Origin of the sequence: Oceanimonas doudoroffii, assembly GCF_002242685.1 — a bacterium.
In the GTDB taxonomy this organism is placed as follows: Bacteria; Pseudomonadota; Gammaproteobacteria; order Enterobacterales; family Aeromonadaceae; genus Oceanimonas; species Oceanimonas doudoroffii.
In genome coordinates this window covers 1-17,376 of sequence record NZ_NBIM01000011.1, presented here as the reverse complement: position 1 = coordinate 17,376, position 17,376 = coordinate 1, and the positions used below count along the sequence as shown (strand labels likewise).

Sequence of the window (17,376 nt, the reverse complement as noted above, 5' to 3'; positions counted from 1 at the left end):
CGGGGGCTTTTTTCAGCCGCGTAAGCCTACCACTCGCCCACCACGAAACCCATGCGCTCCGGCAACCAGAGTGCCAGCCCCGGAAACAGCATCACCAGCACCAGGGCACTGAGCATGGTCAGCATAAAGAACAGCGCCCAGCCAAAGGTTTTTTCCAGCCGAATACCCGCTATCTGGGTGGTTACCATCAGGTTGATCGCCACCGGCGGAGTGAACTGGCCGATGGCAATGTTCATCGCCAGCAAAATACCGAACCAGATGGGGTTCCAGCCAAAGTGCTGCATCAGCGGAATCAGTATTGGCGTGATGATCAGGTAGATGGAAATGGCATCCAGCAGCATGCCCGCCAGCAACACCAGCGCCATGATCAGCAGCATCAGTACCCAGCCTTGATTCGACAGCGACAGCATGGCCTCGGCCAGATGCTGAAAGGTGCCCAGGGTGGTGCCGGCCCAGGCAAAGATACCCGCCAGGGAAATGATGATCATCACCACGCCCGACACCATGCCGGCCTCGCCAAGCAGGCCCCAGACGTCCTTCAGGCTGAGCTGACGATAGACGAAAATGCCCACGATCAGGCCATAGGTCACCGCCACCACCGCCGCCTCGGTCGGGGTAAACAGGCCAGAGCGCAGCCCACCCAGGATCAGCACGGGAGCAAACAGCGCCGGCAAGGCACGAATAAAGCTCTCTTTCAGCGGCGGCCGCTCACCCTGGGCCGGATCTTCCCAGCCATTGCGTCGGGCCAGCCACCACACCGGCAGCAGCAGCGACATGCCGGCCAGCACGCCGGGTACCAGACCGGCGGCAAACAGGGCGCGCAAATCCACCCCCGGCACCACGATCGAATAGAGGATCAGGGCGATCGAAGGCGGAATCAGAATGGCGGTGGATGACGCCGAGGCGATCAGCGCCGCGGAAAACGGCTTGGGGTAGCCGGCACGGGTCATGCTCGGCAGCATCACCATGGCCACGGCGGCCGCATCGGCCGGGCCGGAACCACTCATGCCCCCCATGATCAAGCACACCAGCACCACCACCAGGCCGAGGCCGCCATGGCGCGGACCGATCAACGCCTGGGCAAAGCGCACCAGGCTGGCCGCCACTCCGGCCCGCTCAAAAATCAGCCCGGTCAGAATAAACAGGGGAATGGCGATCAGCGGGTACTTGGCGATGCTGTTATAGGTATTGGTACCCAGGGTGGCCAGCATGTCCGGCGACAACCCGGCCACGATGCCGGCGGCGCCACCCAGCCCCAGGGCAAAGGCCACCGGCACGCCCAGCAGCATGGCACCGCCAAAGACCAGCAACATCAGCATGTCAGGACTCATGGCGTGACTCCTGCAAACAGGCCCGGCTGCGCGCCACCAGGCTCTGGGTCAGCCGCCAGATAATGGCCAGGCACAGCACCGGCAACCAGATCAGGTAAATCCAGGTGGGATACCCCAGCCCCGGCGACAGCGACTCCCAGCTGTATTCCTCATAGGTCAGCAGGCCGCCGTACCAGACGATCAGGGCCAGCAGCACGACACTGGCGGCCCACTGCAGTCCGTACAGCACCAGACGCAGCCGGGGCGGCAACTTGTCTTCCAGCAGTTCGATACGAATATGGGCATGGCGACGGGACGCCAGGGCGGCGCCGGCAAAGGTCAGCACCACCAGCAAAAACACGGAAAATTCTTCGGTAAAGGCAAAAGAGGCATCGGTGGTGTAACGCACCACCACGTTGCCCAGGCTGATCAAGCAGATGGCCAGCAGGGCAAGCGCCGCCAGCCAGCGCTCGGGGCCGGCATCGGGGGCAGATCGAGACATGAATACTACTCACACAACAACAATGAGGAACCCGAGTGCCCGGCCGGGCACTCGGGACGCATATCAACGGGCAGCAATGGCCGCCTTGGCCTGCTCCACCAGCTCGGTGCCGATGCGCGGAGCCCACTTCTCATACACTTCGGCGGTGGCGTCGACAAAGGCCTGATGCTGCTCGGGGGTCAGCTCGGTCACCTCCACGCCCCGCGCCTTGATGGCGCTCAGGGTATCGGCCAGTTCACGCCGGGACTTTTCGATCTCCCAGGCGCCGGCATCAATGGCGGCCTGACGCAGCAGTTGCTGGTCCTCGGCGGGCAGGGACTTCCATACCCGCTTGTTAACCCCGAAGATCAGCGGATCGGCCATGTAGTGCCACAGGGTCAGGTGCTTTTGCCCCACCTGATCCACCCGGGCCACATCAAACACCGACAGCGGGTTTTCCTGACCGTCGATGGCGCCCGTGGTCAGCGCCGGCTGGGCATCGGCCCAGCTCATCTGGGTCGGGTTGGCTCCCAGGGTATTAAAGGTATCGAGGAACAGGGGCGAACCCACCACCCGCACCTTGAGCCCCTTCAGATCTTCCGGGCCGTCGATTTGCTGTTTGGAGTTGGACAGCTCGCGAAAACCGTTTTCGCCCCAGGCCAGAGGCATGATGCCCTTGCGATCGATGGCGGCAAAAATTCGCTCGCCGGTGTCCCCTTGAGTAATGGCGTCAATGGCGGCCTCATCGGGCATCAGGAAGGGCAGCGAAAACAGGTTCAACTCGGGCACCTGGGGCGACCAGTTGATGGTGGAGGCCACCGCCATGTCGATCAGGCCGCTGCGCATGGCGGAAAACTCCCGGGTCTGATCCCCGGACACCAGCTGGGCATTGGGATATACCTTGAGGGTCAGTCGACCTTCGGAGCGTTCATTCACCAGCTCGGCCCACTTGGTGGCGGCCTGCCCCCAGGGAAAGGCATCGGAAAGCACGGTGGATACGGAAAATTCGCGGGTCTCCTGGGCCAAAGAGGGAGTTGCCAGGGTCAGGCCCAGGGCGGCGGTAAAGGCGGCCGCCAACTTTGATACACGCATAGTCAGTCCTTTTTGATTTTTATAAGAATTCCTGTCTGTACCGGCCCGAAGCGGGGCGGTGCCATTCGCAGCAAGACGGGGCATCAGTGTGAAATGAAGGCAACGGCCAAGTCAACCGTCAAAAGGTGTCATATAGCACCAACTCTGTTACCGATGGCGGGCCATCAAAAAACCCCCGGCAACGACGTTGGCGGGGGCTTGTCGGCGAGCAGTCGGCTTATTCGGCGACGGTCGCCACCGGCGGTCGCACGCCCAGGCTGTGACAGATGGCGTAAGTCAGCTCGGAGCGGTTCAGGGTGTAAAAGTGGAAATCCTTTACCCCTTCTCGGCTCAGTACCCGTACCTGATCCATGGCAATGCTGGCCCCCACCAGGTTGCGGGTGTTCTGATCATTCTCCAGGCCGGCAAAACGCTGGTGCATCCAGGCCGGAATACGCACGTTGGAGAAACCGGCGAATTTCAGCAGGGTCTGGTAGTTGGACACCGGCAGAATGCCGGGCACGATTTCCACGTCGATGCCGATGGTCACGCAGCGATCCCGAAAACGCAGGTAGGACTCCACGTCAAAGAAGAACTGGGTGATGGCCCGGCTGGCACCGGCGTCAATCTTGCGCTTCAGGCTGAGCAGGTCGGCCTGGGCGCTTTTCGCTTCGGGGTGCACTTCCGGGTAGGCCGCCACCGAAATATCGAAGTCGGCTTCTTCCTTTAGCAGGCCTACCAGGTCGGCGGCGTACATGTCGGGTTTTTCCATGCCCTGGGGCAGATCACCGCGCAGGGCCACAATCTGGCGAATGCCGTTGTTCCAGTAGTCCCGGGCAATGTTGCGCAGCTCGTCGCGGCTGGCGTCGATGCAGGTCAGGTGCGGGGCGGCAATCAGGCCGGTTTTGTCCTGAATGTCCTTGATCACCTTGTGGGTTCTGTCCCGAGTACCGGAGTTGGCGCCATAGGTCACGGAGACAAACTTGGGTTCCAGCACCTTCAGCCGCTCAATGGAGTGCCACAGGGTCTGCTCCATTTTCTCGCTGTTGGGCGGAAAGAACTCGAATGACACATTGATATCGCCATTCAGCTCGGACAGCGACTGATTCAGCGCTTCAACATGACGCGCACTGTGAAAACCCATGATTGTCTCCTGATTGCCTACTTCTTATTCAAGTTAATCCATTATGCCTTGGCGTTCGGCGTATTGCATGGCGCGGCTTGTCTTTGGCGGCAGCCATGTTGGCCCGGACGACGCGGAAAAATCCCGGGTTGTATGACAAAGCCATTATATTTTTTCCATACTCTTCGAACCAAGAAAAAGACGTTTAGACGTCTGAATGCCTGCATGTTTGCACACCTGAACTTCTGGAAGCAAGACCTTCTTTAAAAAAGTACTGGTGATGGCTCTCGATCGCGATGTGAAATACGAGATCGAGCGCGGACAGTCACTGAGCTATTGATGACCAAAGGATACAGGTGAGGCTGAAAATGTGCGTCGTGAAGGTATGAGACGTGAGACGTGAGACGTGCATTAATAGTAACGAATAGGCCGAAGAATATCCCCGGCCATGAGCTGCATGAGTGTGGTCTTACCCCATGCCCTGCTCGGCCAGCACGCGCGTGATAATGGCCACCGGGCTTAGCAGATGCTCGCGCATCATGGCCACCGCCTCGGACCGGCGGGCGAGGATCATCTCCAGCAGGGCCAGGTGCTCCCGCTGCTTGTCGGCCAGGGCCTGCTCGCTGAACACGGTGCGCTTCAGCCATAAATGCCGGTAACGGGCGGCCTGATCCATCAGGGTCTGGCGTACCACCAGCAGCTGAGGCGAGTTGCAGCCGGCGGCCACCGCCTGATGAAACGCCTGATGGCGGGCGTCCCACTGGTTGAGCTGATCCTCCACCGAATCGAGATGGGTTACCTTGGCCAGGGCATGGTGGGCCGCCACCACGCCCGCTTCCCACAGATCGTCCCCCCGGGCCAGGGCCAGCTCCACAATCAACCCTTCCAGCTGGGCCCGGGCGTCGTAAATGTCCTGCAGCTCCGCCACCGACATGGGGCTGACGCGAAAGCCCCGCTGGCTCTCGGCAGTGACCAGCCGCTCCGAGACCAACTGTGACAGAGCTTCCCTGAGCGGGCTCACCCCCAGGCCATAGCGGGTTTTCAGGCTGCTCATACGCAGCTTTTCACCGGGACCAAAGTGGCTCTCAATGATGTCCTGTTTCAGTTGCTGGTAAGCGGTGCGGGCCAAGTTTTCCCGTGGGGCTTCGAGGCTGCTCATGGTGAATTCTCGCATCAAAGGAATGGGCCGCATTATAACGAAATTGTAACGGCGATCATAAAATCACCACGAATAATTGACACAAATCAAAAGTGTCGACATTTTATAAATACAGCGACATTAATAGCGTTCATCAACACAGTGTCATTACAAGGAAGCCTCATATGTCCAACATCGCCACCGCCGATTTCGTGAACCACCAGTACCAGGGGTTCAGCCTGTCTCCTTCCGCCGAGTCTCAGCGCCTGCTGGAGCTGCGCTTTGACGAACAAGTTGTGACCGCCTTTCTGCAGGCCACTGCCGAGTGGCCGGTGCAGGCGCTGGAGTACAAGTCCTTTCTGCGCTTTCGCGTGGCCCAGCTGTTGAACGATCTGTGCGGTCAGGCTCTGCAGCCGCTGCTGATCAGCACCCTGGTCGACCGCAATACCGGCGGCCTGCTGATCACCCCGGAAGGACTGAACCGGGTGGAGCAGGCCGAGGATATGGTCAAGTTCACCACCGCCGTGGCCCACCTGTTTGGCCGCTCCAACTTCGATGCCATGAGCGGTCAGTATTACGCCCGCTTCGTGGTGCAGAACAAGGACACCTCAGACAGCTACCTGCGTCAGGCCCACCGGGTGATGGAGCTGCACAACGACGGCACCTTTGTGGAGCAGGACACCGACTATGTGCTGATGCTGAAAATTGACGAGCAGAACATGGAAGGGGGCAATTCCCTGCTGCTGCACCTGGACGACTGGGAACACCTGGAACGCTTCTATGCCGACCCCATGGCCCATCGAGTGATGCGCTGGGCCGCACCACCCAGCAAAAATACCAGCAAGGACGTATTTCACGCCGTGTTCGACACCGATCGCAGCGGCAAGCCCATCATGTCCTACATCGATCAGTTCGTGCAGCCCAAAAACTACGAGGAAGGGGTGTGGCTGGCAGACTTGTCCGAGGCCCTGGAAACCAGCGCCCACCGGCTGTCGGTGCCGGTGCCTACCGGCTCCTTTCTGCTGATCAACAACCATTTCTGGCTGCACGGTCGCGACAAGTTTATCGCCCATGACGGCCTGCGCCGGGAGCTGATGCGCCAACGTGGCTACTTTACCCATGCCAAAACCCTGAAAAACCCGCGCCAGGTCTGAAGCCATTGACAGGGGGCCGCCAGCACCCTGATATTCAAAACAAAAACGGGACCGCCGGGGCTTGCTCCGGCGTTGCCTTCTTTCATCAAGAGTGAGCAGCACAGTGTTTGACTTCATCATTATCGGCGGCGGCATCGTCGGCATGTCCACCGCCTGGCAGCTGAAAAAAACCTATCCCGACAGCAAAATGCTGCTGTTGGAAAAGGAAAGCGGCCCGGCCCGACACCAGACCGGCCACAACAGCGGCGTGATCCATGCCGGCGTCTACTACACCCCGGGCAGCCTGAAGGCGAAGTTCTGCCTGGAAGGCAATCGCGCTACCAAAGAATTCTGCCGCGAGCACGACATTCCCTTTGATGAGTGCGGCAAGCTGCTGGTGGCCACCAATGAACTGGAAATGCAGCGCATGAAGGCGCTGTGGGACAGAAGCGAGGCCAACGGCCTGGAACGCTACTGGCTGGGCGGCGACGAGCTCAGGGAGCGCGAACCCAATATCACCGGCATGGGCGGCATCTTTGTGCCTTCCAGCGGCATTGTGGACTACAAAAAAGTAACCGCCGCCATGGGCAAGGAGTTTGAGCGCCTCGGCGGCGAAATTCGCTACAACGCCGAGGTCACCGGCCTGACCGAAGAGGCGAGCCGCGTGGTGGTGCAAACCACCCAGGGGGAGTTTGAGAGCAAGTTCCTGGTGTCCTGCTCCGGACTGATGGCCGACCGGGTGGTACGCATGCTGGGCCAGGAGCCCGAATTCAAGATCTGTCCGTTCCGCGGCGAGTATTACCTGCTCAAGCCCGAGCATAACCGCATTGTGAACCACCTGATCTACCCGATTCCGGATCCCAACATGCCCTTCCTCGGCGTGCACCTGACCCGCATGATCGACGGCACCGTGACCGTAGGCCCCAATGCCGTGCTGGCGTTCAAGCGTGAAGGCTACAACAAGCGCGATATTTCCCTGCGGGATACCCTGGAGATGCTCACCTACCCGGGCATTCTCAAGGTACTGATGAAAAACCTCAAACCCGGCCTGACCGAGATGAAAAACTCCATCAACAAGGCCGGCTACCTGGAGCTGGTGCGCAAATACTGCCCCAGCCTGGCCCTGGACGATCTCACCCCCTACCCTGCCGGCATTCGCGCCCAGGCGGTATCGAAAGACGGCCGGCTGGTGGACGACTTTTTGTTCGTCAACACTAAGCGTACCCTGAACGTATGCAACGCGCCGTCGCCGGCGGCTACCTCTGCCATTCCCATTGGTGGCTATATCGTCGACAAGATAAAGGAGCAGGTGGCGCAGCCTGCCGCCGTGGCCTGAGGATATTCACCCATAAAAAAGGGCAGACTCAAATGTCTGCCCAAAAAACACTGGCGAGTGTTCAGTACCTCTCTTCCCGTATGGTTTGTTAATCAGAAGCGATAGCCCATCCCCACCATCAGGCCGACGGGATCAATGTGGGCGGTATCCACCTTGGAACCCCCGACGGATACATCGGTGTCTATGTCCATATACCAAATCGAGGCGTTGACAAAGAGGTTATCGGTCACCGTCATATCCAGGCCGGCCTGGGCCGCCAGGCCCCAGGAGTCGTCGGCTTTGACCTCGGCACCATTCAGGGCGCCACGGCCTTCTTCATCAAAGAAAAAGGTGTAGTTCACGCCGGCGCCCACATAGGGCCGCACCTTGCTCTGGGCATTGCCGAAATAGTACTGGGCCATCAGGGTCGGTGGCAGGTGTTTTACGTTCGCAACTTCACTTCCCCCCATGCTGACACCATGAGAAAAAGGAGTGGCAGCCAGCAGCTCTACCCCCCAGTTGTCGGTGACCATATAGGAAAAGGTCAGGCCCAGCTGAGTGTTGGAGTCCACGTCAAAGGTTTCATCGGAATCGGTGGTCGGGGCCACGGTCATGGCACCACCGCGCACCAGAATATCACCGGCCTGGTGAGCAAAGGCGGACGGGGCCAGCAGGGCGGCGGCAACCAGAAAAGCGACTTTTTTCATTGTTAATCCTTTTTATCGATGACGGTTTTGCTGCGAAATATTCAACTGCCGCCAGTCTGCCTGAGCGGCCGCGCCGTTTTTTTGATTTAACGCAAAACCGCCCCGGTTTTTACTCCCAAGCCGCCATTTTTATCACCGTTAATAAAATACTCATTGCCCCTACTGGCCAAAACATTGGCCTTGGGGTATATCTTTATTTATCGAGTTCAGGCAACGCTTTTGGCGTTGCCTGCTTTTTTTTGTTGGAGGTTGATATGGCCCAGTTGCCGCCCATTACTATTTCTACACTGGATCTGGCCCGGCTTGAGGCCCTGCTCGACAAACAGCCCGACTCAGAAACCGTACGCCGGCTGGAAGATGAGCTGGAGCGCGCCCAGGTTGTCACGCCCGAAAACATGCCCGGTAATATCGTCACCATGAACTCGGTCATTCGCTTCAGCATGGCCGGCGGCGATACCTTTACCAAAACCCTGTGCTTTCCCCGGGATATTGACGGCAGCAAGGACAAAATCTCGGTCTTGGCGCCCATTGGCAGCGCCCTGCTTGGCCTTGAAGCCGGACAAAGCATCGAATGGCCCGGCCCCAACGGCAAGACCCTGACGGTGACCATTGCCGAAGTGGAATACCAGCCCGAACGGGCCGGCGATTTTCAGTCGTAAAATGAAAAAAGGCGCGGAGTGGCGCCTTTTTTCATTTTACGACCGACAAAAATAAACCGGAGCCCTTGCTCACATACCGCGGGCATTGCATGCTTTTTGTTTTTCGAGCATCCCCCTGTTATGAACGAGCTGTTCTCCAGCCTGCTGTTTTCCCTGTCCGTGACCGGCCCGATCTGCCTGCTGCTGATGCTGGGCTTTTTTCTGCGTCGCACACAAATGATGAACGAAGGCTTTATTGATGGAGCCAGCAAGCTGGTATTTAACATCACCCTGCCGGTGCTGTTGTTTACCAGCATAGTGAGCGCCGATTTCAGCCAAATGGCCAGCCCGGCGCTAATTCTTTACGGTATTGCCGCCACCCTGGTGGTGTATGTGCTGTTGGAAGGGCTGGCCACGCGCCTGACCGGTGAAAAGGCACTACGCGGCATTCTGGTGCAGGGCGCCTTTCGGGCCAATATGGCCATTGTGGGCCTGGCCTACGTACACAATGCCTATGGCAGCCAGGGGGTCGCGGCCATGGCTTTTTACGTGGCCTGCCTGACCATTCTGTTCAATATACTGGCGGTGATCACCCTGGGACGCAGCCTGAACAGTGGCAAGCCGGTACGGCCCGGCACCATTATGCTTGGCATCATCAAAAACCCGCTGATCATCGGTATTGTCGCCGCCCTGCCCGTGGCCCTTAGCGACTGGTCGATGCCGGAGGTAGTGATGAAGGCTGGCCAGTCACTGGCGCAAATGACACTGCCTCTGGCCCTGCTGTGCACCGGGGCGTCCCTCAACCTGAAGTCGGGCCGTGAAAGCAGCGGCCTGCTGCCAGCCATCGCGCTACTGCGGCTAATCATGGTACCCGGCGTCATCACCCTGGGAGCCTGGGGGGTGGGGTTTAACGGGGCCGAGCTGACCATGCTGTTTCTTGTTAATGCCTCACCCACCGCCGCCGCCAGTTATGTGATGGTCCGGGCCATGGGTGGCAATGCCGTGCTGGCCGCCAACATTATCGCCGTGACCACACTGGGCTCCCTGCTCACCACCAGCCTGGGAGTGACCCTGCTCGGGGCACTGAGCGGCTTTTGATGCAAGCCTGCCCGTAGTCACGTATGGTAGACCATATGTCTTTCTTCCTGGTATGAGTATGTCCCGAGAAAAAGCCCTGACCCTGGATGCCTTGCGGGTACTGGATGCCATTGACCGCCGCGGCAGTTTCGCCGCCGCCGCCGATGAGCTGGGCAAGGTCCCCTCGGCGCTCAGCTATACCATTCAGAAACTGGAAGACGAGCTGGATCTGACCTTGTTTGATCGCTCCGGCCACCGCACCCGTTTTACTCCTGTCGGCCGTCTGTTGCTGGACCAGGGCCGTCAGCTGTTGCAGGCTTCGGGCCAGCTGGTTGAAAGCGCCCGCGCCCTGGAGCGGGGCTGGGAAACCAGCCTGACCCTGGCGGTGGACGGCGTCCTACCGAGCCAGCGACTGTTTCCGCTGATTGAAGCCCTGTCACGGCAGAGTGATACCGATATTCGGCTGTCTCAGGAAATTCTCGCCGGCAGCTGGGAAGCGCTGGAAAGCGGCCGGGCCGATCTGATCATTGCCCCCCTACAGGAAGAAATGCCACTGACTCCCGGCATCAAACACAGTTTTCTCTATCGGGAAAGCTTCGTCTATGTGGCCCACCCCGAGCACCCCATCCATCGGGAAACCATCCCCGTCAGTGCCGAGGTGCTGCAGGGCTACCGGGCCATTGCCGTGGCCGATACCGCCCGAAACAAGCCGCCATTGACCTACCATTTGTTCAACAAGCAGTCCCGACTGACCGTTAGTACCATGCAGGACAAGATCAGCGCCCTGCGTGCCGGACTGGGCATCTCCACCCTGCCGGGAGCCTGGTTGAACGAGTTGCTGGAGCGGGGAGAACTGAAGCCCATCGAGGGAGTGGCACCCTACAGTACCGATGTGGTGCTGGCCTGGCGGCGGGACGCCATGGGCAAGGCCAAGAGCTGGCTGATTCGCCAGATCCCGGCCCTGTTTGAGGAAAAGAAAGGATCAGCGGGAGCGTGACGGAAGGAGCGCCTGTGCACGGGCGACCAGCGCATCCATCAGGCCGGTCTGCAGCAGCCAGGCTAGGCCAAAAGCGGCCACCGCAAAGGCCCCCACGTATATGTCGGTAAACCAATGGGCCCCGCCCATTACTCTGGGGGCGGAAAATACCACCACAAACAGGCAACCCCAGAGCCCTGCCTTCCAGGACAGATAACGCCAGGCAAAGGCGGTGAAGATCATCAGCATCAGGCCATGATCGCCGGGAAAGCTGTCTCCGGACGAGTCCTTGGTCTTGAATGATGCCAGCTCGGTCAGCCGTAATACATTGTCAAAAGTCAGAGTCGGGCTGGGCCGCTCCACCGGAATGGCACGGCCCAGCTGGTTCAGCCCCACGGCGGTCAGCAGCATGCACACACCAATAATCACCAGCCGGCGGCGCTGCTCGGAGTCAGCCTTACGATAGAAGCTGTAATACACGGCTCCCATGGCCAACAGAGCCACACCATCAAAGGCCCGGTTGTTGAGCGCCGCGATCAGGTTAACCCAGGCCTGGCTTTCCCCCAGCTTGTGATTAAAAAAGTAAAACACCGCCTTGTCGAGCTCGAACCAGAAACCATGGTTCGGCAGCCAGAACCAGCTGCCCAGCACCGCAAACGCCGCCAGGTTCCAGAACACCAGTTTTTTGTAATGAATAGACATGAGTCCCCCTTGAAACAAGGCGGGCATTGTACGGAATTTTTCTGATACTGTGCATTCTCGACAGTCACATACCGCTCGAAAACAGCCTTGGGCACTTTCACTCAGGGCATGATCAAAACCTGCTTCAAACTGCGCACCAGAGTGTCATCACGCGCGGGGCGGTGCGAAACGCAGCGACAGGCAGGACATGCCGCCGTCGAGCTTGGCAGCCTCGCTGTTGCCAATCAAACGCACCTTGTAGCCAGCCTTGTCGAGCAGCTCGGCCGTGCGCGGGAAGCCCGCCGGCATCAGCACCAGCTCGTTGAACCGAATGGTGTTGGCGCAGGCTTCTTCCCCTTCCGCGGTGTGAATCACCCGATAGCCGTCAAAGCAGTCGGTCGTGTCCAGCCGACGGGTCGACAGTATGGTGTCCTCGTCGAGCAGCGAGCAGTCGGTCTTGAAGTGCAATACGCCTTCGGGCGTGATCACCTCGCGCACCCGGTAACCGTAGGGCGCCACCAGCTGGCGCAGTTCCTCAATGCCGGCGGCATCGGTCCGGCTGGAGGTGCCGACCAGGATTTCCCGCTCGGTGGTGAGAATGTCACCGCCGTCGGCAAAGCCCGGCCCCTTAATGCGCAGTACCTCGGGATAAAACTGCTCCAGCGTCGGCACCATCTCGGCGGCCTCCCCCAGGCGCGACGCGGCGCCGGGACGCATGGCAATGGCAACCTCCGGCAGGCACAACGCCGCATCCTCAACGAACACCGAATCCGGGTACGCTTCGAGTGGATCCAGTACGGTAACCTTGGCGCCGGTCGACTCAAGGGCGGCCACATAGTCCTGGTGGTGCTGACGGAAAAGGTCGAGGCTGGGCTCGCCGGTATCAACGGCGCGCAGGCCCTTTACGATACTGGCACCCGGCCGGCGGGTGATCGCGTGGGTAAAAGTGTAGGAACGTGCAGTCACGGGGGTCTCCCTAATGGCAACGAGATTCGTCGCAGAAATTTATACGTTTGCATAAATTTATGCAAACGTATAAATTCTTTTGGAAAGTAGTAAGAAGCGGAGGCATCCATGCATGCTCGTAACATGAGGTCGGCGCCCGTCATCGAGGTGGCTAACCTGCACAAGACCTTCGGTCAAATCGAGGTGCTGAAGGGGATCGACCTGTCCGCGGCTCAGGGTGAAGTGGTGGCCCTCATAGGCGGCAGCGGATCCGGCAAGTCAACGACACTGCGGTGTCTTAACCTGCTTGAGACGCCCACCCGCACCGACCGCCTCCGCCTGCTGGGCGAAGACATTCTGCTGAAGCCCAACCGGGACGGTACCTCTACCGTTCAGGATCAAAAACAGCTGCGCCGGCTGCGCAGTCGTATCGCCATGGTGTTTCAAGGCTTCAACCTCTGGCCGCACATGTCGCTGGAGAAAAACGTCATGGAAGCGCAGGTCCAGGTGCTGGGCCGCTCAAAGGAGGAAGCACGGGAAGTCGCTCGGCGTCTGCTCGATCGCGTGGGTCTCGCCGATCGCCGCGACATGTATCCGCAGCAACTTTCCGGCGGTCAGCAGCAGCGCGGTGCCATCGCCCGCGCCCTGGCGGTGGATCCGGAAGTCATGCTGTTCGACGAGCCGACCTCGGCGCTTGATCCCGAACTGGTGGGCGAAGTGCTGACGGTCATGCGTGACCTGGCCGAGGAAAACCGCACCATGATCATCGTCACCCATGAAATGAAATTCGCGGCGGATGTCGCCGACAGGGTAATGTTTCTCAACCAGGGACGCGTTGAGGAGCAAGGGACGCCGGAGGAGATCTTCCAGGCGCCAAAATCGGAGCGTCTCAAACAGTTCATCAGCTCAATCGTCTGACTTCCGGAGATCATATGAAAATCACATCCAGCCTGTTTGCCGCCCTTGCTCTGTCTGCCGTCGCCTCAACGGCATCCGCGGAGGTCATCCGCCTCGGCTTTGCCACCGAACCCTATCCTCCCTTCGCCACACCGGACGCCACCGGCCAGGTCACCGGCTGGGAAGTGGACATCGCCAATGCCGTGTGCGCCGAGGCCAGGCTTGAGTGCGAGATTGTTACCACCTCCTGGGATAGCATTATCCCCGCCCTGCAGGCCGAGAAGCTCGACGTGATCGCCGCTTCACTGAGCATCAACGAAGAACGCCAGAAGGTGATCGACTTCTCCGACAAGTACTATCAGACCGGTGCCGCACTCGTTGCGGCCAAGGGCAGCGGCATGGCGCCCACTCCACAAGGCGTGACCGGCAAGACCATCGGCGTGCAGTCGGGCTCCGTGCACCAGGCCTATGCGCTCAAGCACTTCCCAAATGCCAATATCCGCGAGTACCAGACCCAGGATGAAGCCAACCAGGACGTCTTTTCCGGCCGCCTCGACGGCACCCTCGCCGACGTCATGGTACTCGACGGTTTCCTGACTTCGGACGAAGGTACGCTCTGCTGTGAAAACGTCGGCCTGGTCACCAACGACGAGAGCGTACTCGGCCTGGGCATCGGCTTTGGCCTGCGCAAGGGCAATGCGGCACTGCTGCAACAGCTGAACACGGCGATCGCCGCGATCCGTGCCAACGGCACCTACGATGCCATCACCGCCAAATATTTCGACTTCAACATCTACGGCGAATAAGGCGCCGTTGCGCAGCGTGACGAACACAACCCAGCCCGAAGGAGACCAGGATGGCGATTAACTACCGTGACATGGAGATGACGGAACTGCTCTCGCTCTCGCCTCCCGGCTGGGGCGGCGCGCTGCTCGACGGGCTGATCGTGTCGCTCAAGATCACGCTGCTGGGATATGGCCTAGGACTGCTCATCGGACTGGCCGGTGCAACGCTGAAACGCTCCGGCGGCCCGGTGGCCCGCGATATGATGGCAGTCTATACCACCCTGGTACGTGCGGTGCCGGAACTCGTGCTGATCTTGATCGGCTATTTCGCCGTACCGCAACTGCTCAATCAGGTGCTAACGTCATTTGGCTACGAGCAAATCGAGATCAGCGGTTTTCTCGTCGGTGTGCTGGTGATCGGCTTCGTCCAGGGCGCCTATGCCACCGAGGTGTTGCGTGGCGCTCTGGGGGCGGTCAATCCGGGGCATATCGAGGCAGCCCGCAGCTTTGGTATGCACCCATTGCGCATTTTCTACCGCATCACTCTGCCGGAGATGGTGCCGCTCGCCCTGCCCGGTCTGTCGAACCTCTGGCTTACCGCCACCAAGGATACCGCCTTGCTGGCCGTGGTCGGCTTCACCGAGCTGACACTGGCGGCGCGCCAGGCCGCCGGCGCAACCAAACACTACTTTCTGTTCCTGCTCGCCGCCGGCGCCCTCTATCTGGCCGTGACGCTGATCTCCGGCTGGCTGTTCCAGTGGCTCGAGAAACATTTCAGCCGGGGGATGCGCCGTGCCTGAGTTACGCACACTCAAACCGCACCGGCTGCTGATGGCCGCTATCGCGTTGGCCGCTTTCGCCGCGGCGGCGCTGAACATGGACTGGAGCTGGCTGCCGAAATACCAGGGTCAGATGATCGATGCCCTCGGTGTCACCGTGGCGCTGTTCGTCACCTCGGTGCTGGCCGGCGCCCTGCTCGCCGTGCCACTGGGTCTGGCACAGGCCGCAGGGCCATGGCCATTGGCCTGGCTCGCCCGCGGATTCTGCACCGTTATTCGCGGTACACCTATCCTGCTGCAGATGTGGCTGCTCTACTACGGCCTGGGATCGCTGTTCCCCTACATGCCGGAACTGCGACAAAGCCCAATCTGGCCTTACCTGATCGAGGCCTGGCCCTATGCCTTTGTGGCGCTGACCTTGTCATTCGCGGGTTACGAGGGTGAAGTGATGCGCGGCGCCTTCAGAGGGGTGCCCCGTGGCGAGCTGGAAGCGGCCCACTCCATGGGTATGACGCCTTTCACCATTCTGCGGCGCATCTGGCTGCCGCGGGCGATACAGCGGGTGTTACCGACCCTCGGTGGTGAACTGATCCTGCACCTCAAGGCCACGCCCCTGGTCGCCACCATTGCAGTGATCGACATCTACGCCATTATCGCCCGCATTCGTCAGGAAACCTTTATCACCTACGAGCCCTTGCTGTTGCTGGCGTTTATCTACACCCTGCTAGCGGCCAGCATCGCGCTGGGGGTTTGGCTGCTGGAAAGACGGCTTCCGGCGAAAGCATAAAGTTGCATGTTTCCCGACTTCACTTCGGGTACAGTCGCATTCGAAAAAAGATGACTGGAAACAGTAGTCAGACGGAATAACTCAATATGCAAGTCAAAACCGGCAGGATCCGGCAAGAGAATACCGAAGAGCGACGCGCGGATCTTATCGCGGCCACCCTGCGCGTGATCGCGCGCGAGGGCGTCCGGGGCGCCACCGTGCGCTCCATTTCCAAAGAGGCTGACGTAACCCAGGGGCTTATCCGCTACTACTTCAAGTCCAAGGACGAGCTGATCGCGGCAGCCTATGAAACCTACATGGGCGACCTCGTCAATGCCGCCGATGCAGCTTCCCAAGGGAGTGGCTCGGCGCGCCGGCGCTTGGCCAAGTTTGTACAGGTCTCGCTCGAGCCACCCGTCACCAGTCACGCCTCGGTGGCGATCTGGGCCGGCTTCTTTGAAGTGCTGCTGCACGACCCCGCCATGAAGGCCAGCCATAATCGCAGCTACGACAAACTACGGCTACACCTCAAGACATTGATCCGTGACCTGTTCGACGAGACCGGCCGTATCGCCAGCGACGACCAGCTGCGTCGCCTCAGTATTGCGGGCAACGCCGTGCTGGACGGACTCTGGCTCGAGGGCGGAGCCCTGGCCGAAGTATTTCATGAAGGCGAACTGGTGCAGGTCGGCCTCGACAGTTTCAGCGCTCTGCTTGGAGTAGACCTGAACACCCAGTACTGAGCACCTGACGCCGCTCAGGTCATGGCAAACATTGTCCAGCCCATTCCAACATCTGCCAATGACAATCACTCGGGGAGAAAAACTCGCTGCACAGGAAATATCCTCCCCCTCCTCTCGCTACTATCCAGTTTATATGTGCCTTCCAGTATTGCTGTATTCATCTCATTCAAGTGGTGATCCTATACGGAATTACTGAGGGGATGGTGAGCTGCCATTGCCGCCATGGCAAGTGAACAGTCATATTTACGACGTGACCTTTGACCTCCGGTAAAAACAGGGCTCGGGTCACAGAATGGTCACGAAGGATGATTTGACGGGTTAAGTGAGGATGATTTTACCGAGGACAGAAAAGCAAAAAGCCCTTAGCTATCAACTAGCTAAGGGCTTCTTTAAGATGGCGGAGCGGACGGGACTCGAACCCGCGACCCCCGGCGTGACAGGCCGGTATTCTAACCAACTGAACTACCGCTCCGCATAAAGCTGTATAGTCAGAGTACTAAATTGGGTGCCTGGCAGTGACCTACTTTCACATGGCAGCTGCCACACTATCATCGGCGCGGGTGCGTTTCACTACTGAGTTCGGCATGGAGTCAGGTGGTTCCACAACGCTATGGCCGCCAGGCATAAAATCGTCATTCGGAAAAAGCGTTTGTGATGAAGAATTCGTTCTTGAGACCGCAAGTCTCTCACACTTCTTGGGTGTTGTATGGTTAAGCCGCACGGGTCATTAGTACAGGTTAGCTGCACGCCTCACAGCGCTTCCACACCCTGCCTATCAACGTCCTGGTCTCGGACGGCCCTTTAGAGGTAT

18 protein-coding genes, 1 tRNA gene and 2 rRNA genes are annotated in these 17,376 nt (G+C 59.5%); 10 read left to right on the top strand and 11 right to left on the bottom strand.

Annotated features, from left to right (window positions below; all coding sequences use genetic code 11):
- Positions 1 to 26: 26 nt before the first annotated feature.
- The 5 genes from B6S08_RS17470 to csiR all read right to left on the bottom strand — a co-directional run bounded on the left by B6S08_RS17470 (position 27) and on the right by csiR (position 5,144).
- Entirely contained in the window at positions 27 to 1,331 is a 1,305-nt protein-coding gene (locus B6S08_RS17470; RefSeq protein ID WP_094202091.1) for a TRAP transporter large permease, read from the bottom strand.
- Positions 1,321 to 1,812: a TRAP transporter small permease gene (locus B6S08_RS17465; protein WP_094202090.1), complete on the bottom strand. Its 492-nt coding sequence runs from the start codon at positions 1,810 to 1,812 to the stop codon at positions 1,321 to 1,323. The genes B6S08_RS17470 and B6S08_RS17465 overlap by 11 nt, the downstream gene beginning before the upstream one ends.
- A gap of 63 nt (positions 1,813 to 1,875) precedes the next feature.
- Complete coding sequence (locus B6S08_RS17460; RefSeq protein ID WP_211284265.1) at positions 1,876 to 2,883, bottom strand: DctP family TRAP transporter solute-binding subunit; 1,008 nt, start codon at positions 2,881 to 2,883, stop codon at positions 1,876 to 1,878.
- Between the two features lie 217 nt (positions 2,884 to 3,100).
- Positions 3,101 to 4,006 carry a methylenetetrahydrofolate reductase gene (metF, locus tag B6S08_RS17455; protein WP_094202089.1) on the bottom strand — a complete coding sequence of 302 codons (906 nt, stop codon included), beginning with the start codon at positions 4,004 to 4,006 and terminating at the stop codon, positions 3,101 to 3,103.
- A 448-nt stretch (positions 4,007 to 4,454) separates the two neighbouring features.
- Positions 4,455 to 5,144, bottom strand: a complete 690-nt coding sequence (csiR, locus tag B6S08_RS17450; RefSeq protein WP_094202123.1) for a DNA-binding transcriptional regulator CsiR — start codon at positions 5,142 to 5,144, stop codon at positions 4,455 to 4,457.
- 164 nt (positions 5,145 to 5,308) lie between these two features.
- Between csiR and glaH the strand changes: the two genes are divergently transcribed.
- Both glaH and lhgO read left to right on the top strand, forming a co-directional pair.
- The gene (gene glaH / locus B6S08_RS17445; protein ID WP_094202088.1) at positions 5,309 to 6,277 is read left to right on the top strand and encodes a glutarate dioxygenase GlaH; all 969 of its coding nucleotides are present in this window, start codon (positions 5,309 to 5,311) and stop codon (positions 6,275 to 6,277) included.
- Between the two features lie 103 nt (positions 6,278 to 6,380).
- The gene (gene lhgO, locus B6S08_RS17440) at positions 6,381 to 7,592 is read left to right on the top strand and encodes an L-2-hydroxyglutarate oxidase (RefSeq protein WP_094202087.1); all 1,212 of its coding nucleotides are present in this window, start codon (positions 6,381 to 6,383) and stop codon (positions 7,590 to 7,592) included.
- Between the two features lie 92 nt (positions 7,593 to 7,684).
- Here lhgO and B6S08_RS17435 read toward each other — a convergent pair whose 3' ends face one another.
- On the bottom strand, positions 7,685 to 8,278 hold the full coding sequence (locus tag B6S08_RS17435; protein WP_094202086.1) for an OmpW family outer membrane protein: 594 nt from the start codon (positions 8,276 to 8,278) through the stop codon (positions 7,685 to 7,687).
- A 254-nt stretch (positions 8,279 to 8,532) separates the two neighbouring features.
- On the opposite strand from B6S08_RS17435, the gene rnk reads away from it, so the two are divergent.
- The 3 genes from rnk to B6S08_RS17420 all read left to right on the top strand — a co-directional run bounded on the left by rnk (position 8,533) and on the right by B6S08_RS17420 (position 10,990).
- Positions 8,533 to 8,937 carry a nucleoside diphosphate kinase regulator gene (gene rnk / locus B6S08_RS17430; RefSeq protein WP_094202085.1) on the top strand — a complete coding sequence of 135 codons (405 nt, stop codon included), beginning with the start codon at positions 8,533 to 8,535 and terminating at the stop codon, positions 8,935 to 8,937.
- Between the two features lie 120 nt (positions 8,938 to 9,057).
- Complete coding sequence (locus B6S08_RS17425; protein WP_094202084.1) at positions 9,058 to 10,014, top strand: AEC family transporter; 957 nt, start codon at positions 9,058 to 9,060, stop codon at positions 10,012 to 10,014.
- Positions 10,015 to 10,072: 58 nt separating this feature from the next.
- Complete coding sequence (locus B6S08_RS17420; protein WP_094202083.1) at positions 10,073 to 10,990, top strand: LysR family transcriptional regulator; 918 nt, start codon at positions 10,073 to 10,075, stop codon at positions 10,988 to 10,990.
- Here B6S08_RS17420 and B6S08_RS17415 read toward each other — a convergent pair.
- A complete protein-coding gene (locus tag B6S08_RS17415) occupies positions 10,976 to 11,671 on the bottom strand; it encodes a phosphatase PAP2 family protein (protein ID WP_094202082.1) in 696 nt (231 codons plus the stop codon). The two genes, B6S08_RS17420 and B6S08_RS17415, sit on opposite strands and share 15 nt — an antisense overlap.
- Before the next feature lie 147 nt (positions 11,672 to 11,818).
- Positions 11,819 to 12,616, bottom strand: a complete 798-nt coding sequence (locus B6S08_RS17410; RefSeq protein WP_094202081.1) for a dimethylarginine dimethylaminohydrolase family protein — start codon at positions 12,614 to 12,616, stop codon at positions 11,819 to 11,821.
- A gap of 123 nt (positions 12,617 to 12,739) precedes the next feature.
- Here B6S08_RS17410 and B6S08_RS17405 point away from each other — a divergent pair, with 123 nt between their 5' ends.
- From B6S08_RS17405 to B6S08_RS17385, 5 genes are all read left to right on the top strand, one after another.
- On the top strand, positions 12,740 to 13,513 hold the full coding sequence (locus tag B6S08_RS17405; RefSeq protein ID WP_094202122.1) for an ABC transporter ATP-binding protein: 774 nt from the start codon (positions 12,740 to 12,742) through the stop codon (positions 13,511 to 13,513).
- A 14-nt stretch (positions 13,514 to 13,527) separates the two neighbouring features.
- Positions 13,528 to 14,298 carry a transporter substrate-binding domain-containing protein gene (locus B6S08_RS17400; protein ID WP_094202080.1) on the top strand — a complete coding sequence of 257 codons (771 nt, stop codon included), beginning with the start codon at positions 13,528 to 13,530 and terminating at the stop codon, positions 14,296 to 14,298.
- A 50-nt stretch (positions 14,299 to 14,348) separates the two neighbouring features.
- Entirely contained in the window at positions 14,349 to 15,077 is a 729-nt protein-coding gene (locus B6S08_RS17395; protein WP_094202079.1) for an ABC transporter permease, read from the top strand.
- Complete coding sequence (locus B6S08_RS17390) at positions 15,070 to 15,843, top strand: ABC transporter permease (protein ID WP_211284264.1); 774 nt, start codon at positions 15,070 to 15,072, stop codon at positions 15,841 to 15,843. The genes B6S08_RS17395 and B6S08_RS17390 overlap by 8 nt, the downstream gene beginning before the upstream one ends.
- An 86-nt stretch (positions 15,844 to 15,929) precedes the next feature.
- Positions 15,930 to 16,565: a TetR/AcrR family transcriptional regulator gene (locus tag B6S08_RS17385; protein ID WP_094202077.1), complete on the top strand. Its 636-nt coding sequence runs from the start codon at positions 15,930 to 15,932 to the stop codon at positions 16,563 to 16,565.
- A gap of 395 nt (positions 16,566 to 16,960) precedes the next feature.
- On the opposite strand, the gene B6S08_RS17380 is transcribed toward B6S08_RS17385, so the two are convergent.
- The 3 genes from B6S08_RS17380 to B6S08_RS17370 form a co-directional block, all read right to left on the bottom strand.
- Positions 16,961 to 17,037: transfer RNA gene (locus tag B6S08_RS17380), tRNA-Asp, on the bottom strand.
- 35 nt (positions 17,038 to 17,072) lie between these two features.
- A 5S ribosomal RNA gene (gene rrf, locus B6S08_RS17375) occupies positions 17,073 to 17,187 on the bottom strand.
- Between the two features lie 84 nt (positions 17,188 to 17,271).
- Positions 17,272 to 17,376, bottom strand: a 23S ribosomal RNA gene (locus B6S08_RS17370); the annotation flags it as partial.